Origin of the sequence: Bacillus pumilus, from assembly GCF_003431975.1 — a bacterium.
Lineage (GTDB): Bacteria > Bacillota > Bacilli > Bacillales > Bacillaceae > Bacillus > Bacillus pumilus_N.
The window spans coordinates 298,010-317,198 of sequence record NZ_CP027116.1; the positions used below are offsets into that span (position 1 = coordinate 298,010).

Consider the following 19,189-nt stretch of genomic DNA (forward strand, 5'->3'; position numbering starts at 1 on the left):
GACAACAGGAGGTGGCACAGCATGAGGTATTTTCGATTTTTATCAGAGGCAAGGCAGCATGATCTTTTTTTCAAGCGCCCGGTGGCGATGCATTCACTGACGCCGAGGCATGTACTTGCACATGCATTAGGTGCTACTTTGTATATGCCTGCGACAAGACAAGATATAGCAGAGATGCTGCTGTCGCAGAAATATGAAGCACTTTGCTCTGTTGTGTTTTGCTTGGAGGATGCCATTGGAGATCAAGAAGTGGACATGGCCGAACGGAATCTAGTAGCACAACTGGCCAGTCTCAAAGAGAAAGTCACGCATGTTCCTGAAACGGCTGAACATTTGCCTCTTATATTTATTCGCGTTCGTTCGCCGAAACAACTGCTCAAAATGGCAGACTTGCTCGGTTCCTCTCTTCAATTACTTACCGGCTTTGTGTTCCCGAAGTGTTCAGTTCATAATGCGAAGGATTATTTGAGCAATTTGAAACAGGCATCTTCCGACACGCAGACAACCCTTTATGGGATGCCCATTTTGGAAACACCCGATTTAATAGAAAAAGAAACAAGATATACGGTGTTGTCAGAGTTGAAGCAGATCTTCCTGAATGACGAGGAATATATTTTGAATATTCGCATTGGGGCAACGGATCTTTGTGGTTTGTACGGGATTCGTCGTGATCGCGACACGACCATCTATGAGATCAAATTGATTGCTGATTTGATCACAGATATCATCAATTATTTTGGGCGTTCTTTTGTGGTGTCTGGGGCTGTGTGGGAACACTTTGGCCCTGCACGAAAGGAACAAAAACCATTTATCCGTGCGCTTTCTCATAAGAACGGTGAACCGTCTTCATCTGAATTTGATGACGTACAAGGTTTACTCAAGGAAACAAAACTCGATGTGGCAAACGGCATTCATGGAAAGACGGTCATTCATCCAACACATCTTAAACCGGTTCAAAGCATGTACGTGGTGTCGAAGGAAGAGTACATGGACGCATTAAGCATTCTTGAACATGCAGACGGCACAGTTGGTGTGTTGAAGAGTACCTTTTCTAATAAAATGAATGAAACGAAGCCACATTACCGTTGGGCAGAGCACATTTTAATGAAGTCAGATATTTACGGGGTGTTTCATGAAAATAGAAGCTATATCGACATACTCACAGAAGCAGAAGCCGCATACGCTGAGCATCTTGGAACATATGGAAGTTGAAATTGAACTCAAAGAAGGTGCGCTTCAGCTGGAAAAAGAGCATCTTTTTGAGATGGCGGCAAGAGTGAACAAAAAGAGAGCCTTTTTGTTCGTTAGTAAGGTGCTTGGTAAACACATTCCTGTTCATCCAGTAAAACCGCTCCTTGTCTCGGGTCTTTTAGCCATGGCGTATGCTAAAGAGCAAACAGGCAAAACATTCCCGCATCAAGACCTGTTAGTAGAGGCACTCAAGACGGAGGATCACACGACGTTAACTGAAGCCTATGAGGCGCTCAAAAAAGAGAAGCTGTCAGCAGGAAAAGAGCCCATCGTGATCGGCTTTGCAGAGACAGCAACAGCACTTGGTCATGGTGTGTATGACGTAATAGAAGGAGCGTCTTATATTCATACGACACGTGAACAGCTGCTGAATCTTGATCCTTCATTGATATTTGAAGAAGAGCATTCGCATGCAACGGATCAGCTTTGTTATGCAGACGAAGCATTACTTCGCACAAACCGCCCCATCGTGTTAGTTGATGATGAAGTGACGACAGGCCGTACGAATATCAATATCATTCGGGACCTTCATGCAAAGCACCCGCGGCATTCTTACACCATTCTTTCGATTTTGGACTGGCGGACAGAGGAGCATGAGAAAGCCATGAGTCAGCTTGAAGAGGAGCTGGGGATTCACATCACATCATTGTCTTTATTAAAAGGGCAAATGGTCTTTCGGGGTAATACGCTGGATGAGCCAGTTTATTCGTATGAGATTGCTGAGCAAGAGCATCGGCCAAGTCTCTCATTTCACTCTCTTCAATCTTTCTTTAGGCAAGTGCCGTATGCACTTTCTCATGCAACCAATTTGGCGGGTCATTCGCCTTATATACATGAAACGGGTCGTTTTGGCTTAAACGCAGCAGATACGGCAGTCATCGACGAAGCAGCTGCAAAGGCCGGGCAGACACTAAAGCAGGAACGCAAAGGAAAACAGACACTTTGTTTAGGGACAGGTGAGCTAATGTATGTGCCCATGAGACTGGCTGCACATATGGGAGAAGGCGTTCTCTTTCATTCAACGACGAGAAGCCCAATTCATCCAGTAGAGAAGGATGGATACGCTGTCCAAAATGGTTTTTCCTTTGTGAGTCCAGAGGATGCGCGAATTCAGCACTACGTGTACAACATACCAAAAGGTCAATATGATGATGTATTTCTCTTTTTTGAGAAAAAGGTCTCTCAGAAGGCATTGCTTCCACTGGTTCACTTATTTGCCGAGCGGCATGTGAAGCATGTGCATATTGTGACTTTATCAGACGAGGTGAAGGTGAATGGCTAATGTGTATACAAAGATGGGAAGCTATCCAAAGCAGGATGTAACCTTCTTACTCAAAGATTTATCATCCATTGAGATGGAGAAAAGTACAGAGGAGCGGGAGCGTTCGATTCAGAGCGGTGCGCATTATTCAGAAATGCTCCCGATTGAGTATAAACCAACGGCATCTTATATGGATTTATTCTATCAATCTCTCAATGAAAGTAAGCAAAAGGTAGCAGAAGCCGTAGCCGTGGTGGCAGAACAGATTGTGAAAAAGCGTGGATTTCAAACGGTGCTTTGCAGTTTGGCTAGAGCGGGGACACCGATCGGGGTGCTCATCAAACGATATATTCGAAAGACATATGGTCTTGATCTTCCTCATTACAGCATCTCTATTATTCGTGACCGAGGAATAGATGAGAATGCACTGCATTATATGCTCAAAGAACATCCGGGCTATGAGATTGCCTTTATTGATGGTTGGACCGGAAAAGGTGCCATTTCCAGAGAGCTTCAAAAAGCTGTGATTGATTTTGAAAAAAAGTATGATGTTCGTCTGTCTAGTGAACTAGCTGTACTCGCTGACCCTGGCTATTGTACAAATGTCTACGGAACGAGAGAGGATTTTCTCATTCCAAGTGCTTGCCTGAATTCGACGGTATCTGGACTTGTCAGTCGTACGGTGCTAAACAACCGCTGGATCCATGCCGATGATTTCCATGGGGCGAAATATTATGCAGAGCTACTAGAAGAGGATGTGTCCAATTTGTATGTGGATACGATTGAAGAAGCCTTTTCTAGCCTCGAACCAAATGTACAAGAGAAAGCAGAGAGTATCCTTGCACAAGGGACGCCTGCTGACTGGCGGGGGATGGCGTCCATTGAAGCGATCGGTCAGGAGTTTCAAATTGAAAACACCCATTTGATTAAACCGGGTGTTGGTGAAACGACCCGCGTTCTGCTGAGAAGAATCCCTTGGAAAATCTTGATTCAGCCTGGATCTCAGGAGAAGCTGAAGCATATCTTGCTTCTGGCAGAAGATAGAGGCGTTCCTGTCATTGAATATGCCAATATGTCCTACACGTGCTGTGGACTCATTCGTCCGCTGGAGCAAACGTTATGAAGACAAGTGCGTTTGCCAGCGATTTAGACCGGACACTGATTTACTCACATCGAGTGCTGGATCAGTATGATTATGCAGGAGATTATGATTTAGTGGAGGTGCTGGACGAACGGCCGCTTTCCTATATGTCGATTGAAACGAAAACATCCTTGCAGGCGATTCATCAACTGGGCTGGTTTATTCCAGTGACAACAAGAACGACAGCTCAGTATGAACGGATCACCTTTTTTCAGCAAGAGCTCGAACCGGAATTTGCCATCACGACAAATGGGGGCTGTATCCTTCATCATGGCAAGCCGCTTGAGGATTGGCAGGTCATCGTTGATAAGAGACTCAAAGCGTGTATGTCAGTCAGAGAGATGCTAAGAGCCATCTCCGACCTTCCGATTGCGGCATGGGTCAAGCGTACCCGGACAGCAGAGGGAAGATTTCTTTATTTGATTATGAAAGATGAGTATCTGTCTCACATTCCGCTTGCCGAATTGAAGCTGTGGGGTGAGGAGAGAGGCTGGCAGGTATCTCTTCAGGGACGGAAGCTTTATTTTATTCCACAGCCGCTTAATAAGTGGGATGCTGTTGCGTTTCTAAAGGAACGTCTGGAGCTGGAATATGTATATGGTGCAGGGGATTCTCTGTTAGATGCCGGTCTCATTCATGAGGCAGATATGGGCTTTGTCCCAAGGCATGGGGAAGTGCTCGACTTTGATCCATCGCTGGAGCCGACAGCAGCATATGGCATGGCAGCAGCAGATGAGATTACCGCTTGTGTCAAGAAGCAGCTAACGATCACAAAAAAGCCCTCAATTCGATAGCAGAAATAGAAGGCAGAATGATATGATAGTAGTAGCTTTCCAAGAAAATATAGGAGAAAGGAAGGAGCGGCGTGAGTTATAAAGAAATGAATGTCAACCATACACGGGCGAAGCAGGAAGCCTGGAAAAACGTGCTGAAAAAGCCGCTCCCTGAAAGAGATGGCTATGTCAAGGATGAGCATACCTTGTCCTTGCCGAGTCTCGCCGCCCGGGTCCTTGGAACTCCGCATGATGCAACCGATTATTTTATTTATTTACATGAATTATATGAAACAGATGGCATTCATATTTTAAGTGAAACGCTCAATCGTCATATTGAACCCGAGCATTTTCAAGCGCTTCAACGTATTCATTTGATTAACCAAGAAGAAAAGGGATTGTCTGTCAATCGCTTTGTGGCTTTTTTAGATGGTGAGCAGCTGATTGTACGCCATCCAAACCCTGTGATGAACCGTCATATCCGTCTTTCCTTGATCAAGGTGTTTGAGCATTTCAAACAGCTGCATGAGGGCGGGTTTCAGCATCCCGATTTCCGCCGGGTTTTGCTGGATGTCGTGAAGTTTTCAAATAATCATCTAGGTCCATGGCTGACGGAAGCCCATATAGAAGAAAAAATGCCGGCTGTCATTTGGTATGGAGAGGCGAATAAAAGTCAGCTTTATTTTCTTTACTATGTCATGCTGATTGGCTGTGATGTTGTGTTATTTCATCCAGAAGGCAAGGATTCGTTCCGAGAACTAGATCCAGAAGAAAAGCTGACTTTTATTGATCAGTATCCGGGAACTTCAAAGCTTGAACCGTTCCCTACTGAAAAGCCTGAGAGGAAATCAACGGTGGCGTACCGCTCGACAAGAGAGCTTGAAGAGGTGCTTCACACGGAAGATTCAATGCTGTATAAGCCATGGCAATTCAGAGATCATACCCCTCATTCCATTACGCTGAAGACAACGTATGATGAGCTATTTTTAATTGCAAAGGAACGTTCCTTTATCCGCCCTAATTTTCAAGCAGATCGGGACACGATACAGATTCCGAATCTCTTTGCGAAAATGATGGGGGTCACACGGGACAAGCGGGAATACTGGGATCGTATCCACACGTTAATGGAAGGGAAAGAGACGAAGACCATTCGACATTTTCCTTTTACGAATGAAGTGTCTTCGAATTATCAATTTCATTATCAACATGCGCTTTCTTCTGCTGGAGAGATTGATCCTGAATTATTAATGAAAAGCAATGTCTGGCAATTTTCACATCTATATGAAGGCGCGCAGCGTGCGATAGCAGAGGCGGTATCTCGAATCTGTCAGCATCCGAAGCTGTTAAAAGAAGGCAATGAGACCGAATTAGATGTTCGTATTTATTTATTCAAGCAGGTTCTGCACATAAGCCAGGAGCTCATTGAACTCATTCAAACCTTTGATTATGCACAAACCGTACCGAAAGTGATTTTATACCATACGGAATATAATGGTGAGCTGACTCGTTCTGATGCGGCCGCCCTGATTTTCCTAAATGAAATGGGTGTGGATCTCTTCGTATATCATCCGGCGGGATATCAGTGTATTGAGAAATATATAGATGCCCAATTATTTGATACCCATTGGCTCGATGAGATGGTTATGAATCAGGATTTTAAAGAGCCGTCCATCGTCAGAAAGTTATTTCAATCTATTAAAAATCGATAAGGAGATCAAAGCTTATGACAAATACAAATGGAAATGACATCATTTCAATTGATAAAGAGGAAATCACCATTGAGAAGGCAGACGATATTCGCGTCCAGCTTCGAAATGAACCAGAAGTTCAAAATATTGCGAGACAAATCGATGCGAAAAATCAAATAGAACTGCTTGAATACGGAAAACAGCCAGCTGTAGAAATTTCTAAGTTCTCTGATCGTATTCTTTCAATGATGCGTTCAACAAGCGTGACTGACTCAGGAACGATGCTGACGCAGCTAGGGAAAATTATGGATCGCTTTGATAAAAATGATTTTGACGAGCCAAAGGGTGGTTTGTTGTCAAAAATCTTTAAGCGCGGCGGCAGCATGATTGAAAAGATTTTCAGTAAATATCAAACGCTCGGTGCAGAGATTGAAAAAATTAATGTGGAAATCAGTAAATATAAAGATGAAATGACCAAATCGACTGTGACGCTTGAAGAAATGTATGAGCATAATATTCAATACTATATGGAGCTTGAAAAGTATGTCGTTGCAGGTCAAATGAAAATCGAAGAATTAAAGCAATTGGTCCCTTCTTATGAAGAAAAAGCGGCTGGTGGAAATCAGCTGGCACAAATGGAGCTTGATACGCTTCGCAACGGCATTCAAGCCTTAGAAGAGCGTGTATATGACCTTGATATGGCACGAATGGTGGCTCTTCAAACAGCACCGCAAATCCGTTTGCTGCAGCGTGGTAATACGAAATTAATCGGTAAAATCAACTCGGCGTTCATCATCACTATTCCAATCTTTAAAAATGGAATCATTCAAGCTGTGACAGTGAAGAGACAAAAGCTTGTGGCTGATTCAATGAGTGAGCTGGATAGAAGAACAAATGAAATGCTGAAACGAAATGCGGAAAACATTTCAAGTCAAAGTGTGGAGATTGCCAAATTGTCTGGGCGTCCAAGTATCGATATTGAAACGATCGAATCTTCCTTCAATACAATTGTACAAGGGATGAAAGAGACGAAACAGATCGAAGAAGAAAACAAACGATTACGCGAAGATGGAACAAAGCGTATGCTTGAGCTGCAAGATAATATTAAGCGAGCTGCCCTAGAGTCCTAAAAAAACAAGCTGTCTGTAACTAAAGTTTCAGACAGCTTGTTTAATATTTTCATTAAAATTTGAATGAAAAAGGTTTTTATGTGACCATTTTCGGGTAAATCCTGTTCAGGGTAATGGTTCACCCATGATTGAAAAAGTCCGCAATGACGAGGATTTGAGTTATTTTTTAGCACAATTAGGAAGTTCCAGTAAAATAATGTCTGATGAGAGAATATACCCCGTGAAATATGTAGTTTATGAAGCATTCTATAGGATTTACGAGTAATACGGCGTATAAACTCTAATCACCAGACCTCTATATGGAATTCATACATATTGTGCGGAAATAAGCGAATTCTAAAGATTGTTTGCATCATAACGCTTGTGTTACGGTTATTAAGATGCTAATTTGGAGGGAAAAAATGAATTCTGAAGAGAGAACGATCAAAATCAAGATAAATAATGTATCTAAAATTTTCGGTAAAAATGCTAAAAAAGCATCTCAAATGCTTGAAAAAGGGAAAACAAAGAGAGAAATCCTGAAAGAGACCGGCGCTACCGTTGGTGTCAATCGAGCAAATTTTGATGTGTATGACGGCGAGATATTTGTCATCATGGGGCTATCAGGGAGCGGAAAGTCCACACTTGTGCGGCTGCTAAATAGGTTAATCGAACCAACCTCCGGCGAAATATATATTGATGGGGATATGATAACAAATATGTCAAAGGATCAATTGCGTGAAGTCAGACGGAAAAAGATCAGCATGGTCTTCCAAAACTTCGCATTGTTCCCGCACCGTACCATTCTTGAGAACACAGAGTACGGTCTTGAATTACAAGGTGTAGACAAAGAAGAGCGCAGATCAAAAGCACTTGAATCTTTGAAGCTTGTTGGACTTGAAGGCTTTGAAGAGCAGTATCCAAACCAATTAAGTGGCGGGATGCAGCAACGTGTTGGATTGGCACGTGCACTAGCAAATGACCCTGACATCTTATTAATGGATGAAGCATTCAGCGCACTCGATCCATTAATTCGTAAAGATATGCAGGATGAATTACTTGAGCTTCATACATCAGTCGGAAAAACGATCATTTTCATTACCCATGATTTAGATGAGGCGCTTCGAATTGGCGACCGTATCGTGCTCATGAAGGACGGGAATATCGTTCAAATCGGAACACCAGAAGAAATCTTGATGAACCCATCGAATGAATATGTTGAACGTTTCGTTGAAGATGTCGACCTTTCTAAAGTATTAACCGCTGGTCATATTATGAAACGTGCAGAAACAGTTCAGATCGACAAAGGGGCTCGTGTTGCACTTACGCTCATGAAAAACCTTGGGATATCGTCAATCTATGCAGTCGATAAGAAAAAGCATTTATTAGGTGTTATTTCTGCACAAGCAGCGAAAAAGGCGGCAGAATCGAACGCATCGCTCGAAACAGTTCTTGATAAAGAATTTACGACCGTATTGGAAAATACGTATTTGACAGAAATCTTTGATGCAGTGTCTGATGCAGCAAACATTCCAATTGCCGTTGTTGACGAGAAAAACAGAATGAAGGGTATTGTGGTCAGAGGTGCATTAATTGGTGCGTTATCAGGTAATGATGAGTATATCAACATGTCTGCTAATAAGCTTGAGGAAATTAAAACACAAGAGCCTTCTGCACAGGAGGTAGAATAAGATGTTTAGTATGAGTGATTTACCTAGAATTCCGTTCGCGGATTACATTGATCAATTTGTTGACTGGTTAACATTAACGTTTGGTGGTTTCTTTGATGGCATCACAAATGGATTAGCTGGCACAGTAAATGGAATTGTCGCAGCACTTGGTGTGATTCCATCTATTATTTTAACCATTATTTTTGCCGCTATTGCTTGGTGGATCAGTACAAGAGGAGTTGCTCTTTTCACACTTATTGGATTTTTGCTGATCGACTATTTAGGCTACTGGCAGCCAATGCTTCAAACACTTGCGCTCGTTTTGACGGCTGTGGTTATTTCCATCGTGATCGGGGTTCCGATCGGTATTTGGGCATCACAGAAGGAAACGGTGCGTAAAATTGTGACACCTATTTTAGATTTAATGCAGACAATGCCTGCATTCGTTTATCTATTACCAGCGATCTTCTTCTTTAATATTGGGGTTGTACCTGGGGTTGTGGCATCGGTTATTTTCTCTATGCCTCCAACGATTCGTATGACCATTCTCGGTATTAAACAAGTACCAGCAGATTTAATTGAAGCAACAGAAGCATTTGGTTCAACGACATTCCAGCGTTTGTTCAAAGTTCAGCTTCCACTTGCAACAAAAACCATCCTAGCTGGTATTAACCAAAGTATCATGCTTGCTCTATCAATGGTCGTTATTGCGGCAATGGTAGGTGCACCAGGACTTGGTTCAGAAGTATATAGTGCGGTAACGCAGCTGAAAACAGGAATTGGTTTTGAAGCTGGTATTGCCATTGTTATTGTGGCAATTACACTTGACCGTATTACACAAAACATTAAAACGAAAAAAACCAGGGGGAATGCTTAATGTGGAAAAAGTCTCTCTACATTGGGATGACCGCCCTGTTTGTCTTTTTACTAGCTGCTTGTGGTGCACAAACAGATTCAAATGCAAGTGCAGCACAGCAGGTCAATAAAACCATTATCGGCATTGATCCGGGATCAGGTATTATGGCGCTGACGGATCAAGCGAAAAAGGATTACGGCTTAGAGGATTGGACGGTTGTGTCTGCATCAAGTGCAGCCATGACTGCAACACTCAAGAAATCTTACGACCGTAAAAAGCCAATCATCATCACTGGCTGGAATCCACACTGGATGTTTTCCCGCTACGATTTAAAATATTTAGATGATCCAAAAAAATCCTACGGTGAAGCGGAAGAAATTCATACGATTTCACGTAAAGGGTTTGAAAAAGATCAACCAGAAGCAGCTAAAATGCTGAGTCAGTTTAAATGGTCTCAAGATGACATGGGCGAAGTCATGATTGATATCCAAGATGGTATCAACCCAAAGGATGCTGCTGTTAAATATGTGAAAAAGCATAAAGATCAAGTAGCGAAATGGACAAAAGGCGTGAAAAAGTCAAACGGAGACAAAGTCAATCTTGCCTACGTTGCGTGGGATAGTGAGATTGCCAGTACGAATGTCGCTGCAGAAGTATTGCGTGAACTCGGGTTTAAAGTCACCTTGACTCAGGTGGAAGCAGGTCCAATGTGGACAGCAATTGCTACCGGAAGTGCGGATGCATCATTATCGGCTTGGCTGCCAAATACGCATAAAACGTATGCAGCGAAGTTTAAAGGGAAATATGATGATCTTGGTACAAGTATGAAAGGTCTTCGCATGGGTCTAGTGGTTCCGACTTATATGAAAAACGTAAACTCTATCGAAGATTTGAAAAAATAGCCAATTGCATAACAGTTCCCCTATAATAGAAGGGAGCATATGAAAAAGCAGTCTGCTCAAAAAGCGGCTGCTTTTTTCTTATATAAGGATGGTTGAGGAGTTGTTGATGATGGATAAGCCCGTTATGATTTTCCTGCATGGCGGAGGAGTAAGCAGCTGGATGTGGCAGGAGCAGATAGAAACATTTAAGGAAGGGTATGAATGCTATACCCCTGATCTCATTGGTCATGGGACAAGGGCAAATGAACACTCGTTTTCCATGCAAGAAAACACTCTTGAAGTCATTTCATGGATCAGGCAGCATGCACACGGCCGTACAGTGATACTCATTGGATTCTCTCTAGGTGCACAGGTTGCCGTTGATGTGTTATCAAGAGAACCTGACATCGTAGATATAGCCGTCATCAACAGCGCCCTTGTAATGCCATTGCCATGGCTTTACTTGATGGTGAGACCTCTTTTACCTCTGACGTATCCATTATTAAAGAAAGATTGGTTTATCCAGCTCCAAGCTGAAAAGATGGGACTTCCAAACGGTGTACTGAATCACTATGCGACGGATTCGAAGCATTTACAGAAGAAAACCCTTCTTTCGATGTTTCAAGAAAACCTCCACTACAAGCTTCCAGATACGTTCCAACAAGCGAAGGCACGGATTCTTGTCACAGTGGGAGAAAAGGAAAAAGGTATTATGAAACGGTCAGCAAAGAAAATAACGAATGCACATCCGCAGGCAACAGGTGTCGTTGTTCCCGCTATTGGACATACATTTACGTTTGAAAAGAAAGAACTGTTTATTGATATGATTCAATGCTTTATAGAAGAACGTACGTTACCAGCGGAATTAAAGGAAATCAAGTAGCCGAAAGTGAAGGCAGGCATAAAAGGAGCAGTCGTCTCTTAGAACGTGTATGATATAGGTATAAAACGCTTACAGATGGACTGTTCTGTTGTCTGATTGAAAGCTTGTGAACCATCGAAGGAGGAGCAATGAGTAAAAACTATATGATTTTCGGTGCAAGTCAAGGGTTAGGAGATGCTTTTGTCAAAGGTCTTCCTTCCAGTGGAGATACAGTTTGGATTGTGTCACGTAGTGAACCAAGCAGTTTGAAGTTAGATGACGGTGTACATAGAATTTGGCTGAAAATAGATTTATCAAGCCAATCTCATATCCCATACATGATCGAAGCATTGGAGAACAAAACCATTGATGTCCTCATCTATAACGTCGGCTTATGGGAAAAACGAGGCTTTGAAGATGATTATTCATTCGATCACGATCAGCCAGAGGATATCGCTCATTTAATCAATGTGAACGTCACTTCAACGATTGCATACATCCAAGCATTGCTCCCGTACGTAAGAAAATCGGAAAATGGAAAAATCATCGTGATTGGTTCAACGGCGGGACTCGATCATACAAATCTGTCACAAGTTTCTTTTGTCGCATCTAAATTTGGTTTGCGCGGAATTGTGAATGCACTGAGAGAGCATGTGAGAAAAGATAAAATATCTGTCACCTGCATCAATCCGGGAGAGCTGGCAGCGGAGGTACCATATGAAGATGGTGCCGAAAAAGCCATCGCTCTATATGATGAAACGAGAATCCCTGTACAAGATATTGTGGAGCTAGCGAGATGTGTGATTCATTTATCAAGAGTATCTTGTGTAAAAGAAATCAATGTCCCAGCGATGTCAGATGTGAATGCATAATACAAGCAGACCACCCGTTTAAAGGAAAACGGGTGGTTTTTCATTTTAAGATGAATGCTGCTGAAGGGTTTGATAAACAGCTTCAGTCAAAATCTCAATGCCGGTAAAGATAGCAGAACGGTCGAATGTCATATACGGATGGTGAAGCCCAGGCTTTAGATCACAGCCTAAACCAAGCATCGACGATTTGATATGCGGAACCTTTGCTGCATAAAAGTGAAAATCCTCTCCGCCTGTCGTCACGATTGGAGGATCAAGCTGCTCTTTGCCTAAAACCTGTTCAATGGCATGAGACATGAACTGAACAGCTTCCTCATTTAAGGTTGCGGCAGGCAGACGGTGATCCGTTGAAAGGGTAATGGAAGCACCAAAGGCATCTGCTACAGAATGAACGGCTCTTTCGATTTCTTTTTCTAGTTCATCCATCACTTCGTTGGTCTGCGCACGGACGTCTAATGTAAAAGAAGCTTTGCCAGGGATGATGTTTGAACTGCCTCCGCCAGCATTCAGGTTGGTCATTTTCACAGAATGTGCGACCCGTGGATCAACATGGATATGCGCTAGTCTCTGAACGAGGGTAGCAGCGACTTCAATGACGTTGACTCCAAGATGCGGGCGTGCACCGTGGGCTTCCTCTCCAATAATTGTGCCGATGTAATGATTACTCGAACCATGCAAGATCGCAGGAGCACAGCGTCCGTTTAATGTTTCTTGAATGGGGCGCACATGCACGCCGTATAAGTAATCGACATCTGCTAACACACCTTTTTCAATCATTTTCAGCGCACCGCCGCCTTTTTCTTCGGCTGGCTGAAAAATGAATCGGATGGTGCCGTTCGGGAGGTCCTTTTCCTTTAGAGCCATGAAAGTACCGAGGGCCATTGTCATGTGTGCGTCGTGACCACATGAATGATTGGCTTGAAACTCACCATCTACTTCCTGCCAAAGTGCATCAATATCAGCTCTCACAGCGACCACTGGTGTGCCTTCTCCCATTTCACCGATGACCCCTGTACAATCGTCAAATGTTCGAGTGTTGCAGCCCATTTTCTTTAATATGCCTTCAAGATAAGCTGTCGTATTCGTTTCTTCCCAGCTGATTTCTGGGTGGGCGTGCAGGTGTTCAAAGATGTCTTTCACGGTTTGCTGCATGTCGTTTGTCAAAGTTGTCATGAGTAGCCTCCTAGCTGACAGAAAATCTGCCAAAACATTCTTTTAGTGAAATAATATTGATCTTAAATATCATCAGTGTTTATAATATAACACATCATTTGATTATTCAGAAAATTAAGTGAAATTCCGATCGGGACAAAGGGGTTTTGGCACATGAAAACAGCAACAGTATCATCACCAGAGAAACAGAAAAGAAAACTTCAAATGCCGGATGCGTATGTTCTCTTATTTATCATTGCGCTCGTTTGTACCATTGCAACGTATTTTGTACCAGCGGGTGAGTTTGACCGAAAAACATCAGGGGAAATCACAACAGCTGTTCCTGGAAGCTATCACCGCATTGATCAATCACCAGTAAGTCCAGTGGGCTTTTTCACAGCGATACAAGAAGGGATGGTAGGGTCCGCGTCTATTATCTTTCTCATTCTATTTACTGGCGGAACCATTGCCATTTTGGAGAAAACAGGTGCGATTAATGGAATGATTCATCATGTCATCAGCCGATTTCAAACGAAGCAATTATTGTTTATTTGTATTGTTGGAGGGTTATTTTCGGTGCTTGGTACGACCGGAATTGTTGTGAACTCTGTTATTGGATTTATACCAATCGGGATTATTGTGGCAAGGTCTTTGAAGTGGGATGCTGTGGCAGGAGCGGCGGTCATTTACATCGGCTGTTATGCCGGATTTAACGCAACCATTTTGTCTCCGTCTCCACTCGGATTATCTCAAACGATTGCAGAGCTGCCGATCTTTTCTGGCATTGGCCTGCGTGTCATTATTTATCTTTGCTTTCTTATATCTAGCATTGTGTACATCTATTTATATACAAGACGCCTAAAGAATAAAGAAAAGGGAAGTCTTCTTGGTGATCAATGGTTTCCTGCTCAGGGACTTGGCGGAGCTGAAGCAGAATCTGTGGACAAGCCTGCATTTACTGGCAGACATAAGCTGATTTTAGCAGTATGTGGATTATCTCTTGGAGGATTCTTATATGGCGCGCTTCAGCTTGGCTGGACGGATAAGGAAATGGCGGGTGTGTTCATTTTTATGGCCATTGCTGCTGGATTGCTTGGCGGGCTAGCAGCCAATGATATCGCGAAGACGTTTATTGTTGGCTGTCAAAGCCTCGTATACGGTGCACTCATTGTTGGAATGGCACGCTGTATTTCGGTCATTTTAGAAAACGGGAAGCTACTTGATACAGTGGTCAATGGTTTGGCGAGTATGCTGACAGGATTTAGTCCGATTGCGGGTGCGATCGGGATGTATATTGCGAGTGCACTTCTTCACTTTTTGATTTCATCAGGTTCAGGAGAAGCGGTTGTCTTCATTCCAATTCTTGCGCCGTTGGCTGATTTAATGGGCATTACAAGACAGGTAGCTGTCGAAGCGGTTATGCTCGGTGAAGGGGTCGTCAACTGTATCAATCCGACGTCAGGTGTGCTTATGGCTGTGCTTGCTGCAAGTGGTATTCCTTATGTGAAATGGCTTCGTTTTATGGTGCCACTTGCGCTCATTTGGTTTGTCATCGGTCTTGTATTTATTTGTATCGGTGTCATGATCAACTGGGGACCTTATTAAAATCTATAAGCTGCCGACATGGTTTGGCAGCTTTTTCTTGAGGAAATATGCATGGAGGCAGCGCTTTAAAAGCACAATAAGTATGTTCACAAATTGGCTACATATTTTTTTGAGTAAACCCCTTGCAAAAGTTTGTGAAATGTTGCACAATAAGAATGTGAAATACTTCACAAATAAAAAACAGCCTAGTTTTACTCAGGAGGATGAGATAAATGACAAACGAAAAAGTAAACAAAGTAGCACTTATTGGAGCAGGTTTTGTCGGTAGCAGTTATGCCTTTACATTAATAAATCAAGTGATCACAGATGAATTGGTTGTCATCGATTTGAATCAAGATAAAGCAATGGGTGACGTCATGGATTTAAACCACGGGAAAGCATTTGCTCCGCATCCGGTAAACACATGGTATGGAGATTATGAGGATTGTCAGGATGCAGACATTGTATGTATCTGTGCTGGAGCGAACCAAAAGCCAGGTGAAACGAGACTTGACCTTGTAGAGAAAAACTTAAATATATTTAAAGGCATTGTAGACAATGTGATGAAAAGCGGATTCGATGGTATTTTCTTAGTTGCCACGAACCCAGTTGATATTTTGACATATGCGACTTGGAAATTCAGTGGACTGCCAAAAGAACGAGTGATTGGCAGTGGAACAACGCTTGATACGGCAAGATTTAGATACATGCTCAGTGAGTACTTTGAAGCAGCAGCACACAATGTGCATGCGTATATCATTGGAGAGCATGGCGATACAGAGCTTGCTGTTTGGAGTCATGCGAATATCGGAAGTGTACCGATTACAGAATTAATGAAGAGAAATGATCAATACAAACAAGAAGACTTAGATGAAATGATGGAAAATGTCCGCCATGCTGCTTACCAAATCATTGAGAAAAAAGGCGCCACTTACTACGGGGTGGCGATGAGTTTAGCACGCATTACAAGAGCAATTTTGCACAATGAAAACAGCATTTTGACTGTCAGCACTTACTTAGATGGAGAGTACGGAGCAGAAGATGTCTACATTGGTGTACCTGCCCTTGTGAATCGAAATGGCGCAACAGAAGTGATGGAGCTTGCCCTTAATGATACAGAAAAAGAAAAGTTCGCACATAGTGTGAATGTGTTAAAAGAGATTTTGGCTCCTCATTTTTAATCAAAAAGCAACCTATCTGAGCAGAAAAGGATGAATCACTATGTGGCAGCAAATATATGATCCGTTTGGTAATGAGTTCGTGAGTGCAATTGTGGCAATGCTTCCAATCTTGTTTTTCTTACTTGCATTAACCGTATTTAAGTTAAAAGGTGTTTTAGCCGCATGCTTTACTTTAATCGTTAGTTTTGTAATAGCTGTTTTCTTCTTTCATATGCCAATTGAAAAGGCATTATCTGCTGTGCTGCTCGGTATATCTAATGGGCTGTGGCCGATTGGATATATCGTCATCATGGCGGTATGGCTCTATAAAATTGCTGTGAAATCTGGTAAATTCGATGTCATTCGTTCTAGTATTGCAGGAATCTCTCAAGATCAACGTCTTCAGCTCTTATTAATTGGTTTTAGCTTTAACGCATTTTTAGAGGGAGCCGCTGGGTTTGGTGTACCGATTGCGATCAGTGCCGCTCTCTTAACAGAGCTTGGGTTTAAACCACTGAAAGCTGCGATGCTCTGTTTGATTGCCAATGCTGCGTCTGGCGCATTTGGGGCAGTAGGCATTCCAGTCATCACAGGGGCGCAAATGGGTAATATGACGCCGCTTGCGTTATCTCAAACCCTTGTGTTTACGATTCCGTTTATTTCATTCTGTATTCCGTTTCTCCTCATTCTTATTGTGGACGGCTTCAAAGGGATTAAAGAAACGCTACCCGCATTGCTTGTTGTGAGTGGAAGCTATGCGATTTTGCAAGCTGTCACAATGGTCACAATGGGTCCTGAGCTTGCCAATATTATTTCAGCTTTAGCAAGTATGGGTATTTTGGCTTTATTTCTTCGAAAATGGCAGCCGAAGCACATTTATCGTGAAGAAGGAGCACCTGCCATTGAGCAGAAACAAACGTATCGCGGCGTTGAAGTGCTGAAAGCATGGTCTCCGTTCTATATTTTAACTGCGGTGATTACAGTATGGAGCCTGCCAGCATTTAAAGCATTATTTGCTGTAGGAGGTCCGCTTAACTGGACAACCATTTTAGTGAAAATGCCATTTTTGCATCAGCAAATTATGAAATTACCACCAATTGCACAAACAGAAACACCCATTGATGCAATCTTTAAAATTGATGTCATCAGTGCAACGGGTACCGCCATTCTGATTGCGGTGATGCTGACAGGTTTGTTTAGCAGACATATTACATTAACTGAAGGCGCTGCCTGCTTAAAAGCAGCGGTGAAAGAGCTTTGGGTGCCTGTTCTCACCATTTGCTTTGTCATGGGCTTTGCCAACTTGGCGAACTTCGCTGGACTGAGCTCAGCGATTGGACTTGCACTTGCCAAAACCGGTGACTTGTTCCCGCTTGTCAGCCCAGTGCTTGGCTGGATCGGGGTATTTATTACAGGGTCTGTCGTGAGTAACAACGCCTTATTCGGTAACCTTCAAGCAGTCACTGCTTCTCAAATCGGCTCACAGGCAGGTTTGTTAATCGGGGCAAATACAACCGGCGGGGTCATGGCGAAATTAATTTCTCCACAATCAATCGCTATTGCTACAGCAGCTGTTGGAGAAACAGGTAAAGAATCTGAACTCTTCCAAAAGACTGTTAAGTACAGCTTCATCCTGCTCGGCATTGTGTGTGTATGGACATTCATTCTTGCTCAATTTGTATAGGTTTAAAGAAGACTGAGATAGCTCTCAGTCTTAGCGTGTAGACAAACCCTAGCATTCGTTGTCAGTCCTGCGTGCTAGTGCTCACGAATGTCAAATTCGCTCCGCGCCAGTACTCGTCCTTCCTAGACTTCAAAGGTTTTCTATCACGCTGAAAGGAAGACAAAGGGCTAAAATCAAGATCATTTTAGCCCTTTGTCAACAATCTGAAGACTGAGATAGCTCTCAGTCTTTTTTTGTTTATGTCGATTCTCTTGTCACGAGCCGGGTAGGCAGCTGAATATGTTCGCGCTGTAATGGTTTTTGTTCTTGTAGAAGCTCGATCATTTGCTGCACAGAACGTTGGCCAAGCTCTACGATCGGGATGTCTATTGTGGTGATCGTTGGAGCTGTCACCTCGCAAATATCTTGATTGTCATAGCCGATCACCGCTAGATCCTTAGGAATTTGATAACCATATGAAATGGCTTGTTTAATGAGCCCTGCGGCGACTTGATCATTGCCAGTGAAAATGGCATCAGGCGCATTTTTCATGTTATGGATGGCATCCATTAAACGAAAGCCGTCTTCAATAGTGAAAGCCTCTCCAAACAGCCAATCGTCATGCAGCGGCAAACCGTGAGCAGAAAGAGCATCAAGGTAGCCCTGTTTCCTTTGCTTCTGAGCTTCACTGCTTTCAGTATCAAAGCAAAACCCGATCGATTTTCGCCCCGATCGAATCAAGTAGTCAACTGCTTTATAGGCGGCTTCCCGCTCATCGTATCCAATAATCGGGATGTCTGCCGTTTGATGATATTCGTTTGCCATGACAATGGGCCCGTTCGTTAAAAATGGCTCGATTTTCTCCCACGGATTTTCTAATGCCCCCAATATGACCCCATCTACTTCTCTTCTTTTTAATAATTGAAGTCCTTCAAGCTCTAATGATTCCTGATAAAACGTCTGTAGCACGATGGCCTTATAGCCTTGATCCAGCGCTTCCTTTGAAATGCCTTTAATCAATTGTGCAAAAAAAGGATGGTCCACAGCCGGGACAGATACAGCGATGGTTTTTGTCTGATGTGAACGAAGGGTGCGAGCTGCTGAACTTGGTGTATATTCCATTTCTTTCATCACCTGTAAAATGAGCTGACGCTTTTCCTCAGACACATATGGATGATGATTCAGCACTCTCGAAACGGTGGTGGTTGAAACCCCGCAGCGTTTGGCAATTTCATAAATTGTACACATTTTAACAAATCCTTTACA

16 protein-coding genes are annotated in these 19,189 nt (G+C 43.0%); 14 read left to right on the plus strand and 2 right to left on the minus strand.

The genetic code is table 11. The features are described from left to right. Window positions 1-21 precede the first annotated feature (21 nt). The 11 genes from C5695_RS01630 to C5695_RS01680 all read left to right on the plus strand — a co-directional run bounded on the left by C5695_RS01630 (window position 22) and on the right by C5695_RS01680 (window position 12,364). Complete coding sequence (locus C5695_RS01630; protein ID WP_117728548.1) at window positions 22-1,212, plus strand: HpcH/HpaI aldolase/citrate lyase family protein; 1,191 nt, start codon at window positions 22-24, stop codon at window positions 1,210-1,212. Next, the gene (locus tag C5695_RS01635) at window positions 1,202-2,533 is read left to right on the plus strand and encodes a phosphoribosyltransferase family protein (protein ID WP_117728551.1); all 1,332 of its coding nucleotides are present in this window, start codon (window positions 1,202-1,204) and stop codon (window positions 2,531-2,533) included. The genes C5695_RS01630 and C5695_RS01635 overlap by 11 nt, the downstream gene beginning before the upstream one ends. After that, window positions 2,526-3,635, plus strand: coding sequence for a cysteine protease StiP family protein (locus C5695_RS01640; protein ID WP_117728553.1), 1,110 nt, complete (start codon window positions 2,526-2,528; stop codon window positions 3,633-3,635). Before C5695_RS01635 ends, C5695_RS01640 begins: the two co-directional genes overlap by 8 nt. Further along, window positions 3,632-4,447, plus strand: coding sequence for an HAD family hydrolase (locus tag C5695_RS01645; protein WP_117728555.1), 816 nt, complete (start codon window positions 3,632-3,634; stop codon window positions 4,445-4,447). Before C5695_RS01640 ends, C5695_RS01645 begins: the two co-directional genes overlap by 4 nt. A 71-nt stretch (window positions 4,448-4,518) precedes the next feature. After that, window positions 4,519-6,135 carry a YceG family protein gene (locus C5695_RS01650; protein WP_117728557.1) on the plus strand — a complete coding sequence of 539 codons (1,617 nt, stop codon included), beginning with the start codon at window positions 4,519-4,521 and terminating at the stop codon, window positions 6,133-6,135. 14 nt (window positions 6,136-6,149) lie between these two features. Beyond that, the gene (locus C5695_RS01655) at window positions 6,150-7,244 is read left to right on the plus strand and encodes a toxic anion resistance protein (RefSeq protein ID WP_117728559.1); all 1,095 of its coding nucleotides are present in this window, start codon (window positions 6,150-6,152) and stop codon (window positions 7,242-7,244) included. 401 nt (window positions 7,245-7,645) lie between these two features. Further along, window positions 7,646-8,914 carry a glycine/proline betaine ABC transporter ATP-binding protein OpuAA gene (gene opuAA, locus C5695_RS01660; RefSeq protein WP_117728561.1) on the plus strand — a complete coding sequence of 423 codons (1,269 nt, stop codon included), beginning with the start codon at window positions 7,646-7,648 and terminating at the stop codon, window positions 8,912-8,914. Window positions 8,915-8,924: 10 nt separating this feature from the next. Further along, window positions 8,925-9,770 (plus strand): glycine/proline betaine ABC transporter permease subunit OpuAB, encoded by an 846-nt coding sequence (gene opuAB, locus C5695_RS01665; protein WP_117732973.1) that lies wholly within the window; start codon window positions 8,925-8,927, stop codon window positions 9,768-9,770. Next, the gene (locus C5695_RS01670; protein ID WP_117728563.1) at window positions 9,770-10,651 is read left to right on the plus strand and encodes a glycine betaine ABC transporter substrate-binding protein; all 882 of its coding nucleotides are present in this window, start codon (window positions 9,770-9,772) and stop codon (window positions 10,649-10,651) included. The genes opuAB and C5695_RS01670 overlap by 1 nt, the downstream gene beginning before the upstream one ends. Before the next feature lie 109 nt (window positions 10,652-10,760). After that, complete coding sequence (locus C5695_RS01675) at window positions 10,761-11,513, plus strand: alpha/beta fold hydrolase (RefSeq protein WP_233230781.1); 753 nt, start codon at window positions 10,761-10,763, stop codon at window positions 11,511-11,513. Window positions 11,514-11,641: 128 nt separating this feature from the next. Continuing rightward, window positions 11,642-12,364, plus strand: a complete 723-nt coding sequence (locus C5695_RS01680) for an SDR family oxidoreductase (RefSeq protein ID WP_117728567.1) — start codon at window positions 11,642-11,644, stop codon at window positions 12,362-12,364. Between the two features lie 45 nt (window positions 12,365-12,409). Here C5695_RS01680 and C5695_RS01685 read toward each other — a convergent pair whose 3' ends face one another. Beyond that, window positions 12,410-13,537, minus strand: coding sequence for a M20 peptidase aminoacylase family protein (locus C5695_RS01685; RefSeq protein WP_117728570.1), 1,128 nt, complete (start codon window positions 13,535-13,537; stop codon window positions 12,410-12,412). A 153-nt stretch (window positions 13,538-13,690) separates the two neighbouring features. On the opposite strand from C5695_RS01685, the gene C5695_RS01690 reads away from it, so the two are divergent. The 3 genes from C5695_RS01690 to C5695_RS01700 all read left to right on the plus strand — a co-directional run bounded on the left by C5695_RS01690 (window position 13,691) and on the right by C5695_RS01700 (window position 17,944). Next, complete coding sequence (locus tag C5695_RS01690) at window positions 13,691-15,121, plus strand: YfcC family protein (RefSeq protein WP_117728572.1); 1,431 nt, start codon at window positions 13,691-13,693, stop codon at window positions 15,119-15,121. Window positions 15,122-15,333: 212 nt separating this feature from the next. Further along, window positions 15,334-16,281: an L-lactate dehydrogenase gene (locus tag C5695_RS01695; RefSeq protein ID WP_117728574.1), complete on the plus strand. Its 948-nt coding sequence runs from the start codon at window positions 15,334-15,336 to the stop codon at window positions 16,279-16,281. Between the two features lie 40 nt (window positions 16,282-16,321). After that, window positions 16,322-17,944 (plus strand): L-lactate permease, encoded by a 1,623-nt coding sequence (locus C5695_RS01700; RefSeq protein ID WP_117728577.1) that lies wholly within the window; start codon window positions 16,322-16,324, stop codon window positions 17,942-17,944. Window positions 17,945-18,181: 237 nt separating this feature from the next. Here C5695_RS01700 and C5695_RS01705 read toward each other — a convergent pair whose 3' ends face one another. Next, complete coding sequence (locus C5695_RS01705) at window positions 18,182-19,171, minus strand: LacI family DNA-binding transcriptional regulator (RefSeq protein WP_117728579.1); 990 nt, start codon at window positions 19,169-19,171, stop codon at window positions 18,182-18,184. Window positions 19,172-19,189 lie beyond the last annotated feature (18 nt).